General features: G+C 27.9%; 8 protein-coding genes. All 8 read right to left on the bottom strand.

Features of this window, described 5'->3' with window-relative positions; translation table 11 throughout:
- Positions 1-251: 251 nt before the first annotated feature.
- Complete coding sequence (locus JJC02_04580) at positions 252-2,117, bottom strand: glycoside hydrolase family 13 protein (GenBank protein ID UDN55461.1); 1,866 nt, start codon at positions 2,115-2,117, stop codon at positions 252-254.
- Between the two features lie 4 nt (positions 2,118-2,121).
- On the bottom strand, positions 2,122-4,542 hold the full coding sequence (locus JJC02_04575; protein ID UDN55460.1) for a glycogen/starch/alpha-glucan phosphorylase: 2,421 nt from the start codon (positions 4,540-4,542) through the stop codon (positions 2,122-2,124).
- Positions 4,543-4,555: 13 nt separating this feature from the next.
- Entirely contained in the window at positions 4,556-5,998 is a 1,443-nt protein-coding gene (glgA, locus tag JJC02_04570) for a glycogen synthase GlgA (protein ID UDN55459.1), read from the bottom strand.
- Positions 5,999-6,026: 28 nt separating this feature from the next.
- Entirely contained in the window at positions 6,027-7,157 is a 1,131-nt protein-coding gene (glgD, locus tag JJC02_04565) for a glucose-1-phosphate adenylyltransferase subunit GlgD (GenBank protein UDN55458.1), read from the bottom strand.
- 1 nt (position 7,158) lies between these two features.
- Positions 7,159-8,319 carry a glucose-1-phosphate adenylyltransferase gene (locus tag JJC02_04560; GenBank protein UDN55457.1) on the bottom strand — a complete coding sequence of 387 codons (1,161 nt, stop codon included), beginning with the start codon at positions 8,317-8,319 and terminating at the stop codon, positions 7,159-7,161.
- A 785-nt stretch (positions 8,320-9,104) separates the two neighbouring features.
- On the bottom strand, positions 9,105-10,148 hold the full coding sequence (locus JJC02_04555) for an SPFH/Band 7/PHB domain protein (GenBank protein ID UDN55456.1): 1,044 nt from the start codon (positions 10,146-10,148) through the stop codon (positions 9,105-9,107).
- 20 nt (positions 10,149-10,168) lie between these two features.
- A complete protein-coding gene (locus tag JJC02_04550) occupies positions 10,169-10,615 on the bottom strand; it encodes an NfeD family protein (GenBank protein ID UDN55455.1) in 447 nt (148 codons plus the stop codon).
- A gap of 180 nt (positions 10,616-10,795) precedes the next feature.
- Positions 10,796-12,376, bottom strand: coding sequence for an NAD(P)H-hydrate dehydratase (locus tag JJC02_04545; protein ID UDN55454.1), 1,581 nt, complete (start codon positions 12,374-12,376; stop codon positions 10,796-10,798).
- Between the last annotated feature and the right edge of the window lie 801 nt (positions 12,377-13,177).

The following is a 13,177-nucleotide window of genomic DNA, read 5'->3' as shown; positions in this document are numbered from 1 at the left end:
TATTTATTTTAACTGTTTCATCCCTCCATATTAAGATTATAAAAATCTCCCTATAATTTAGGTAAAGAGGTTACGTTTTATCTAACTAATTTATATAATATCATAATTATGACATTTTTTACACTTATTTGTAATATTTTGGAATACTAAAATTCTAGAGATGATTTACACAAAAAATATAGAAATATTTTGATAATTCAAAATCTTTCTATATTTTCTGTTTTCTATTTATTTTTTCCAAACTCATATATTTAATTTACTTTAAAAACTCTAAATGATTTAGAGTCTAAATCTACTTTCAATTCATTATTTTCAATTTGTATAGTATTATTTATGTTCTTAGGACTATACTTTATAGGTATTTCCTCAATAAAACTACCCACTATATTTAATGATATATTTTCAATATTATCACTTCTATTTACTAAAATTAATATTCTATCATTATCTTCATTAAATCTAATAAATGCAAACACAGAATCAGTTGTAGTATATACAAATTCTGTACCTCCAGAGCTTAAAAGTTTATTTTTATTTCTAATTTTTATAATATCCTTATAGAAGTTAAGCATATTTTCATCTTCATTTTTCCATGGATATGTCCTTCTATTATCTGGGTCAACGCCTCCACAAAGACCTGCTTCATCTCCATAATATATATATGGTACCCCCTCAAATGTCATCTGTATAGCTACAGCAAGCTTCACTAAGTCTACATCATCATTTAATTCAGTTTTAGCTCTTGTAACATCATGTGTTCCAATTAAATTTAAATTAGACTTAAATGATTCTTTTGGATAATTTTCCTTAATCTGCATATATCTATTACAAAGTTCACATGAATTAATTTCTCCTTTTAAGAAAGAAAACATATTATTTCTAAAAGGATACCCCATAACAGAATCTAATTCTTCTCCTAATAGATAGCTTCTTCTTTGTCCATAGCTAATCTTATTTGATGCATCTTCCCATACTTCACCTATAAGAATTGAGTCAGCATCAGCCTTTTTTAGTTCTTTTTTTAGCTCTCTTATAAACTTAGTTGGTAGTTCATCTGCTACATCTAATCTCCAGCCCTTAACACCCATGTTTATCCATTTATTTATAACACTATCTTTATCATATATTATATAATCCATGTAACTATTTTCTAATTCATTTATATTTGGCAATGTCTTAACATCCCACCAACTTCTATACTTTTGAGGAAATTCTTCAAACATATACCATGAATAATATCGAGATTCTTTTGATTGATATGCTCCTAAGCTATTATAATTTCCATACATATTAAAATATTTACTATCTGCTCCAGTATGACTAAAAACTCCATCCAATACTATTGATATACCTTTTTCTTTTGCCTTATTAATAAGTTCTTTAAATGTATCTTCATCCCCAAACATTGGGTCAATTTTCTTATAGTCACCTGTGTCATACTTATGATTACTAGAAGCTTCAAATATAGGGCTTAGATATAGTATAGTTACACCTAATTTTTTTAGGTATCCAAGTTTATTGATTATTCCTCTTAGATTTCCACCATGGAAATCCCATCTTATAATATCCCCTTGACTATCCTTTATGTACATAGGTATATCTTCCCAATTTCCATATATGAAACTATTTTTTTTAGGATTATCAACCTTACCATTACGATTCCCATTATTGAACCTATCTACAAATATATGATAAAGTATTCCTTCTTTGTACCATGTTGGTACCTTAAAATCTTTGTAAACAGTAATTTGATATTTATTAATATTATCATAATCATATTCACAAGAGCATCCATTCTCTCTATTCTTTCCATAAAGTAGGGTCTTTTTGTGACCATCTATTTCAACATCAACTTTAAAATAATAAAAATAAATACCTGTATCATCAAATTTTTTAACCTTGCAACTAAAACACGTCCCAAATTTATCATTATCTAATTCTTCATTTAAAGTTATTGTTCTCATTTCTTCGTCTCTATTTATTTCTAGGGAAATAGACTTGACATCATACCCTTCATTTACTTTAACATAAATCTTCAATTCCTCATTAAATTTTAAAGCTCCAAACGGAGCCTTAAAATTTTCATCCCAAGAGTTATATTCTATTATACCTTGCATTTAATCACACCCTTTTAAACCAAATGTCTTTTGCATATTCAGAAATTGTTCTATCTGAAGAGAAAAATCCTGAATTAGCTATATTAACCAAAGACATTGTATTCCATTTTTCTTTATCTCTATATAATCTGTTTATATCAGCTTGAGCTTGACCGTAATTTTCAAAATCTCTCAATACAAAATACTCATCATTATAAGTAGTAAGTGAATTATAAATGCTTCTTCCTTCTTCACCTAGATTAGGAATAAATCCATTTATTAAATCATCTACAACCCTTTTTATATTCATATTAGAATGATACAAGTCAAGTGAAGAATATCCACCATACTTATTATAATTCAAAACTTGTTCTGCACTAAGCCCAAATAAAAACATGTTTTCTTTACCCACTTGTTCACATATCTCCACATTTGCACCATCAAGTGTAGCCAAAGTTATAGCACCATTCATCATAAACTTCATATTACTTGTTCCAGATGCTTCCTTAGTTGTAGTTGAAATTTGCTCACTAACATTTGCTGCTGGTATTATTATCTCTGCTAGTGATACCCCATAGTTCTCTAAAAATACTACTTTTAACTTGTCTCTTACTCTAACATCATTGTTTATAGTACTTGCAACAGAATTTATAAATTTAATTATACACTTAGCTAAATAATATCCTGGTGCAGCTTTTGCACCAAATATAAAAGTTCTCGGGTCAATATTTAAATTAGGATTATCAAGCAACTCATGATACATATGAAGCACATTAAATATATTCAACAACTGTCTTTTATAAGCATGTAATCTCTTAACTTGAACATCAAATATTGAACTTGGGTCGATATTTAAATCGTATTTACCTTTTATAAACTTTGCTAAATTTGCTTTATTATCGTATTTTATATCATCAAGTTTTTGTAAAACAGAAGAATCATTTTTAAATTTTTCAATATTCTTTAATTGTAAAGTGTCTTTCTTCCACGAATCACCAATCAAATCTGTAATTAAATTGCTAAGTTGAGGATTTGAACTTATAAGCCATCGTCTATGTGCAATTCCATTAGTCTTATTATTAAATTTATTTGGCTCATCTTTATAGAAGTCTTTCAATACCTCAGTTTCAAGAATCTGAGTATGAAGTTTAGCAACCCCGTTTACACTGTGACTTGTTACAATACATAAATTTGCCATGTTGATGTTGTCCCAGTGTATTATACTCATTCTATTTATTCTATCTTGGTCATATCCTTTATTATTTAACTCCTCTACATATCTTCTGTTTATTTCTTCTATTATCATATAAATTCTTGGTAATAGCTCTTTCATCATACTTACTGGCCATTTTTCCATAGCTTCTGACATTATAGTATGATTAGTATAAGATACTGTTTTTTTAGTTATTTGCCATGCTTCATCCCAAGATAAGTATTCTTCATCAAGCAAAATTCTCATAAGCTCTGGTATACATAACGTAGGATGTGTATCATTTATATGGATAGCTACCTTATCAAATAAATTATTGATATTCAATTTATTCTTTTTGTATTTTCTTATGATATCTTGTATCCCTGCACTTACAAAAAAGTATTCTTGTTTTAACCTCAATAACTTGCCTGCGTAATTTGAATCATCAGGATATAGTACCTGTGATATTTCCTCAGTATAGTACTTATGTTTTAAAGCCTCTTCATAGCTACCAGAATAATTTAGAGCATTTGAAGTAAGTTCACCAAAATCTCTCTTTGGTATTTCACTTTTAAACAATCTTAAAGTATTTATACATTGATTTTGGTATCCGATTATTGGTATATCATAAGGCATTGCCATTACAGGAAGATAGTCTTTATGGATTACTTTTAAGTGACCACCTTCCCTGATTAATTCCACCTCTCCACCAAACTTCACCATTGTTGCTTCATTTGGTCTTACAGTTTCCCACGCATATCGTCCTTCTGTAAGCCAGTTATCAGGCACTTCTACCTGATAACCACTTACAAATTTTTGTTCAAAAAGACCATATTTATATCTTATTCCATATCCTTGACCACTTATGTTCAAAGATGCCATAGAATCTAAAAAGCAAGCTGCTAATCTACCAAGCCCACCATTTCCTAAGGCTGGGTCTACTTCAGCTTCAATTAAATCATCTAAGTTAATTCCTAATTCTGATAAACCTTCTCTAACTTCTTCTTCAATATTTAAATTTAGTAAGTTAGATTTTAATTGCCTTCCTATTAAAAATTCTAAACTAAAATAATAAACTTCTTTTTTCTTATCTAACTTTGTAGCAACCCATTTTTTTGCTATTTCATCTTTCAGTAGACTACATAATACATTTAACAATTGTTCATCAGTAGCTTCCTTGATAGATTGTGCATATAAGCTATACATTTTTACTTCAAATTTTTGCTTAAACTTCTTTTTGCTTATTGTTACCAAAAAAACCACTCCTTTAATCACATATGTCTCTATACGTTTCTATATACTCCTTAGCTGATTTTTTCCAACTATTATCTGTGTTCATTGCATTTTCAACTAATTTAATCCATTTTTCTTTATCTTTAAACACTTTAATTGCATTTTTCAAACAGAAAAACATCTCATGAGCATTGTAATTTTTAAAACTAAATCCATTGCCTTTGCCAGTAAATTTATTGTAAGGTATTACAGTATCCTTAAGCCCTCCAGTCTCTCTAACTATTGGTAAAGAACCATATCTCATAGCCAACATTTGCCCTATACCACAAGGCTCAAACAGTGATGGCATTAAGAATATATCACTTGCAGCATATATCTGTTGAGCCAATGATGCATTAAAAGTAATTCTAGCTGATACTTTATCTGAGAAATTGGAATCATAATAATTGAACATTGACTGATATTGATGTTCTCCAGTTCCTAAAACGACAATCTGCAAATCTTCTCTCATAAGTTCAGGCATCATATATGCTATTAAGTCAAACCCTTTTTGAGAAACTAATCTTGAAACTATACCTATCAATGGAATAGACGAATCTTTTTTTAGTCCCAATATATCTTGTAATCTCAATTTGTTTTCTATCTTTTTATCAATAGAACCTACATCATAATGAACAAATATATCTTTGTCTTTTGCAGGGTCATTTAAATCATAATCTATGCCATTTAATATACCTTTTAATTTGTCTGATTCTTTTCTAAGCAATCCATCTAATTGTTCACCATAAAAAGGCGTTTGTATTTCATTTGCATAAGTAGGACTAACAGTTATAATCTTATCTGCAAAATTTATTCCAGCTTTCATAAAATTTATTGAACCATAATACTCTATATCTCCGTTATCAAAGTATTTTTGTGGTAAGTCCAATACATCATCTAAAATATACTTATCAAACACACCTTGATATTGGAGATTATGTATAGTATACATAGTTTTTATATTTTTATACCCCTCAAGGGTTGCATATCTTTCTTTTAGAATTAATGGTAACATACCTGTATGCCAATCATTTATATGTATTACATCTGGGTAAAAATCAATTCTACTTATAGCTTCTAAAACAGCATCTGTAAAGAAAGTATACCTTTCTGCATCATCTCCATATCCATAGATACTCTTTCTTTCATCTTCTCTTCTAAAATAAAATTCATTATCTATAAAGTAAAATTTTACACCATCCAGTTCCATTTCTAAAAGACCACAGTATTGATTTCTCCATCCAACACGTACACTAAACACTGCTATTTCTTTCAGTTGATCTTTTAAATAACTTGGTATAGTTGAATATTTAGGCATTATAACCCTTACATCTACACCTTCTTTTTTTAATTCTTTAGGCAATGCATAAGAAACATCTCCTAATCCTCCAGTTTTTGCAAAGGGCCAACATTCTGCTGTTACATAAAAAACCTTCACTAGTTATTCCCCCTTCTAAAAAATATATTTATATATTTGTATTCTTTTCTACTACAAGAGGATATTTTTCATCTCCTCTTAACTCTTTTCCATTTGATATATTTGTATTTTTATCTAATATTGCATTATATAATTTTGCATTTGACTTTATTACACAATTTTGCATTACTATTGAGTTTTCTATAACTGTTCCTTTTTCAACATTGACCTTTCTAAATATAATACTGTCTTTTACAGTACCTTCAATTAAACAACCTGATGCTATAAAGCTATTTTCTACTTTAGCACTATCTGTATAAATTGTAGGTGATTCATTCTTTTCTTTTGTAAATATCTTTCTTTCAGAATATAATAATTCGTCAGCAACTTCTAAATTTAATAAATCTTTGCTCATTTCAAAATATGATTCAACAGAATTTATACATTTTAAATATCCTGTATACTCATAAGCTCCTACTTTCATATTTTCTGCTTCTTCAATAATGAATTCTTCTAAGTAACAATAATTTCCTTTATTTACAATATTATATATACATTCAACAAAATCTTCACGTTTCATAATATACGTTTCCATACATATATTTGCTCTAGGGAATTTACCTAAATTATTTCCAACATTTATTACCCTATTGTTACTATCTAAATTTAGAGTTAAGTTACCCGCAAAATCTTTATTTGCATTGTTTACATTTTTATATATCATAGTTATATCATTATGAGATTTTTTATGGTATTCCAAGGCATGAGAATAATTTAAATTGCATAGCATATAGCTTGGAGCTATTAAAATATATTCTTCTTCACTCTTTTCTATATAATCTAGATTAGCCAAGATGGTATATATGTCACCTTCTCTATGTGAGTAAGTGTTTCTGTACTTAGTGTTTTCTGGACTAAAAATTGATAGACCACCTTTTTTTCTACTTAAATCCCAATCTTTACCACTGCCTATATGGTCTGTCAATGATCTGTATTTTTCCTTTGCGAATATTCCAACTTTAGTGATTCCTGAATTTATCATATTAGATAAAGCAAAATCTATTATTCTATATCTTCCAGCTATTGGTGTAGATGCTATTGGTCTTCCATAGTTAAGTTTGTTTATTGCTGGGTCTCCTTTTTTGTTTAAATTTATTATCCCTAAACATTCATTTCTCATCTTAAAGACCTCCTTCTATTAATACGCATCTAGGTTCGATATTTTCATACTCAGAAACTACATTTATTTCATTATTTACATTTTTTATCTGAACATTATCATTTATAGTTGCACACTCACCTATCATAGCTTTTTCTATAGTTACATTTTCACCTATTACAACATTTGGCATTATCACTGAGTCAATTACTTTACTTCCTTTACCAACAACAACTCCATGTGACAATACAGAATTACCTACTTCACCTAAAATTCTACAACCATCTGCTATCATTGATCTGTGAACACTTGCATTTTTACCTATATATTGTGGAGGCATTGCCATGGTATTTGTATATATCTTCCATTTAGGGTCCACTAAATCAAGTGTTTCTGGGGACTTTATTATATCCATATTGGCATCCCATAGACTTTGTATAGTTCCTACATCTCTCCAGTATCCCTTAAATGGATAAGCATACATTCCAACATTATCTTCTAACATTTTAGGTATTAAATTTTTTCCAAAATCATCATAATTTATTTCTGCATTTTTTTCTGCTTCCTTAAAATAACTTCTCAACATTTTCCAATCAAATATGTACACTCCCATAGATGCCAAATTACTCTTAGGTTCACTTGGTTTTTCTTCAAATTCATAGATACTTGAATCTTCATTTGTATTCATTATTCCAAATCTAGAAGCCTCATCCCAAGGAACTTCAATTACTGCTATTGTAGCTTTAGAACCTTTTTCTTTATGAAATTTTAACATCTTGCTATAATCCATTTTATATATATGGTCACCAGATAGTATCAATACATATTCTGGATTATAAGTATCTACAAAATCCATATTTTGATATATTGCATGTGCTGTACCATTATACCAATTACCCTCTTTTTCATTCATAAATGGTTGTAAAACATATACACCACCATTTATTCTGTCTAAATCCCAATGACTTCCCATACCTATATGTGAATTTAATATCAACGGTCTATATTGAGTTAAAACACCCACAGTGTCAATGCCAGAGTTTGAACAATTGCTTAACACAAAATCAATAATTCTATACTTACCCCCAAATGACACAGCTGGTTTTGCAATTCTTTTTGTAAAAACTCCTAATCTTGAACCTTGACCTCCTGCCAAAATCATAGCTAACATCTCTTTTTTCATTTAATGACACTCCCCTCATCTAGTAATTAATATTTATAATTGCATTTTTACTTTTATAAACTTTATCAGTCAATAAATGCTGTGCATAAATGTCGCTTATAATAATACCTTAATAAAAATAAAATAATATCAACTATACAATTGATATAATGTATATCCCATAATAGAGTTATAGATGTATACATTATTTTCCATAAGCACTATAGTATTTATTAATATTCAATTCTCAGTTAAAAAATAATACAAATTTTATTTTACAAATATAAAAAATACTTTTTATAAATCTTTTATTCCATATAAATATGCTTATTTTTTTATTCATTAAATTCATAATAGTAAAACATAATTTTAAACTTGTAAAATAATTATCCAAAAAATTTTAAGTAAGCACTAGCTAATTTTATTTTTGCATTAATACTTCTTTGCTGTCATATAAACAATAAATTATAAAATTCAACTCAATTATTAGCTTTCTTAATAGCCACGTTGATATTTTTATAACTACATATGTTAATAGTAGAAATATACTAATTAAAACCATTCTCATTCGCTATATGTTTTATATACTATTATATAACACTTTTTATATTAGTAAAGGAGAAATTGTATAAAAATTCTGTTAATTTATTTTTATAATTTTGTTTTTTAAATAAAAACTTTAAATAAAAACAAAGAAGAAGACTTAAAAAGCTATAAGTCTTCTTCTTTTCAACGTGCATTTTTGTGCTATATTTAATTAATTCGACCTTTAATTTCCATATCCTTCCTTCAATAACAAAACTCTTTTATTTTTTTAATGACTCATTATTACCTATAACTTCTTTTGCATCTAATATCTCTTTGTTATCATCACTCATAACTTCTTTTATACCTTTAAATGTTCCTAGGAAGTTAACTGCTTCTGAAGGTAAAACTAGTTTTGTTGACTTACCTTCAGCCATTTTTTCAAGAGCTTCCATAGATTTTAATGCTAGAATATTATTGTCAATATCAGATTCTTTCATTGCTAAAAAGACTAGTTTTAAACCTTCTGCTGTTGCTATTTGAGTTCTCTTTATCATTTCAGCTTCACCTTGTGCCTTAGCAATAGCTGTTTGTCTTATAGCTTCAGCCTCACCTTCTGCAACCAATATAGCAGATTCTTTTTCACCTTCTGCTACACGTATCATAGCTTCTTTTTTGGCTTCTGCTGTCAATATTGCAGATTGTTTTTCTCCTTCTGCTTGAAGTATCGCAGCTGACTTATTACCTTCTGCTTGAAGTATTGCCTCTCTTCTTTCTCTTTCTGCCCTCATTTGTTTTTCCATCGCAACTTGAATATCCTGAGGAGGCATTATATTTTTTAACTCTACTCTATTTACTTTTATCCCCCATTTATCTGTTGCTTCATCAAGAATGGTTCTCATTTTTACATTTATTATATCTCTTGATGTTAGTGTTTCATCTAAATCAAGTTCACCAATTATATTTCTTAGCGTTGTAGCTGTTAAATTTTCAATAGCAGCTATTGGATTTGCTATCTCAAACACGTATCTAACTGGGTCTGTAACTTTATAGTATACAACTGTATCAATCTGCATAGTTACATTATCCTTAGTTATAACTGGTTGAGGTGGGAAATCTATTACAATTTCTCTCAGGTCAATTACATATGCCATATTATCTAAAAATGGTATTAAGAAATGCACACCTGTCTCAGCTACTTTTTGAAACTTACCAAGTCTCATTATTATACCTACTTTAGATTGTTTTATAACTCTTATGCAGGTTAAACTTATTGCTATGACTACTACTATTAATACAATACTTAAAACAATTTTAGTACTCATACTATAAATCCTCCTTTATTCTATTGATTTGTCACACTAGTTGTAGCGTTTACTTTTTTAACAACTAGTTTTACCCCTTCTATTTTTAATACTTCTACTGTAGAATCTTTTTCTATCTTTTCACCATCTATAGAAATAGCCGTCCATGTTTCATGTTCAACTACAACTAGACCTGTGTTATTTGGAGAAATCTCTTCTGTAACAATACCTCTTTTAGATATCATAGCTTGTAAATTAGTATTAGACTTGTAACCTTTATCTTTTTTTATAATTTTTTTAGTAGCTAAAATCAACATTGCTATAGAAATTACTGCAAATATTAAAATTTGTAAGAAAATACTCTCTATAAAGCTACTTAAAAATATAAGTACTACAGCTCCTACACTAAACCATATCAGTGTCAAGCTTGGTGTCAACATTTCTGCTATTCCAAATAAGACTGCTACTATCAACCATATTAACTTCATACTATCTACCCTCTTTTCATATGAATTATAAAACCCTATATAAATATATGTTTATACAATGCTTTTGCACATAAATTTAAACTACAAATCAATAAAATAAACTAATTTAAGATTAATTTAATAGTATTATATCAACAAACTTTGTTAAAGTTGTTACAAAGTAGTATCAAAAATCATTAGTTATACAATCAAAAACTCTTTCATTGTTAATGAAATGTTACTTATTAAATCTGTGGCATTTACTGTATACATTGTTTTGCTCAATTTATCTCCTATATAACCATGTATATATGCTCCACTAACTGTAGCTTCCAATATATCCATACCTTGACCTATAAATGAAGTAATAATCCCAAGCAAACAATCACCCATTCCACCAGTTGCCATACAGCTGTTCCCTGTAGGATTTATATATGTTTTTTTACCATCTGTTATGACAGTTTGATAACCTTTTAAAAGGACAACTAGATTATATTTTTGAGCAAATTCTTTTGCCACATCTACTCTATGTTCTCTTATATACCCAATTGAATCTCCTGTCAACCTAGCCATTTCTCCCAAATGAGGTGTAATTACAAATCTATTTTTCCATTCTAAAAACTTATAACATCTATCCTTCATAACGTTTAATCCATCAGCATCTAATACGATTGGGCAATTAGAAGTTTCTATTATTTTAAGTAATTTATCAAATGTTTGATGATTATCTCCCATACCTGGACCAAAACCAATTGCATCACTAGAGCTAAGTAACTTATTCAATCTTTCCTCTTCAAAATTTAAAGTCATTGCTTCAGTAAGTCTACTAGATACCTTATCTTGCACATCTTCAGTACTGATTAGCGTTACAAGTCCACTTCCACTCTTAACAGCAGATTCAGTTGCTATGAAACTTGCACCATAAAATCCTTTTGAACCTGCAACTATAGATACTTTTCCAAAATCACTTTTAAAACCATACATATCTCTTCTTCTAATATTATTTTTTACAAAAGTCTTATCAGTTATGAACTCTTCATCATGGTATTTTCTTGTAATAAAATCTGGAACACCTATCTTTTCTACAATTACATCACCTATAAGTGAACTAGTATCATAGTTTAAAAAACCTCTTTTATAAAACTCAAAACTAATCGTTTTGTTTGCTCTAATACAAGTTCCTAATACATTTCCCTTATCACTATCTATACCAGAAGGAATATCTATAGAATATGTATTTTTACTGTTATCGTTTACTATATCAATAACTTCTTTAAAAATACCAGTTATATCACGTTTTAATCCAGTTCCAAATATAGCATCTACTACAACATCACTTTTGGATACTCTATCTTTAAAAATTGTTAAATTTTTATTTTTTATAATATTTTGTTTCTCGACTTTAATAATTTTATCTACTTCATTTTCATCTCCATCATTTTTTTCACTTAAATCCTTTTTATTAATATTTATAATATTAATTCCCATATTTAAAAGTACATTGTAGTTTATTTTAGAACATTCACTTAGTTTTTCAAGATTACCTACTAAAAATACGTTTACTTCTTTTCCCTTTATATTTAAATGCCTTGCTATTCCAAGACCATCTCCACCATTATTTCCAACACCACATACAACTGTATAACTATTATATATGTCTATATCCATATTTTTCATTGCAGACATAACTGCATTTTCCATTAATACAATCATTGGAATACCTAATTCTTCTACACATGCAGTATCGACATTCCTGCTTAATTTAGATGTACCTATTAGCATAAATTATCACTCCTATAAAGTTAAAGACTTCTTAAATATTTACAAATAAATATCTATTGAAGTCTTTCTAATCTCATAAATATCATAATAGAATCACTCAATAATACAGTTACTAAAACTAAAGTTTTTAAAACAATTCAAAATAACAAAAAATTTTGAATTAAAACAATTATTTAATTTATTATACCATATAATTTGAGTTATTATGATGGTTTAAAACCTGTTTGTATTAAGTATCTAAATATTTCTTTATTTTTTACAATCTTTTGCGATTTATCTATATTTTTTATTTTTATTTAAAAAACAATAATTAAGAATATTACTATACTCTGCACATAAAAATTTTTTTATTTAAATTCAATTTTCTGATAATTCGATAATTTTTCAAAATTTATAGTTGACTTTTATTTTTTACTGTATTAAACTAATTACTATACAAAACGGAAAACAAAATTTTCAAAATTATTAAATTAAAAGGAGAGGTAAATATGAAGACTTTATTAAACAAACAAGTACGATTTTTTAGTAGCCAATTTAGTTAGGGTTTGTAGCTAAGTTAAGACAAATTGTCATAACATAGATACAAGCCCCTTAGGATTATGATTTTTAAGGATTGTATCTATGTTGGCTATAGTAATTGTTGTTAAAGTTTTTATTTTATCATCATAATATAGGGCCACATGGATTATACTGTGTGGCTTATTCGTGTTTTTGCCATACAGTTATATATACTGTGTGGTTTTTTTATATCAAAATTAAATTTAAAAATTAAATTTAAAAAATTATTTTAAAATATTTTCA

The sequence above is a fragment of the Clostridioides sp. ES-S-0054-01 genome (assembly GCA_021561035.1).
Classification (GTDB): Bacteria; Bacillota; Clostridia; order Peptostreptococcales; family Peptostreptococcaceae; genus Clostridioides.
This window is presented reverse-complemented; position numbering and strand designations above follow the sequence as displayed.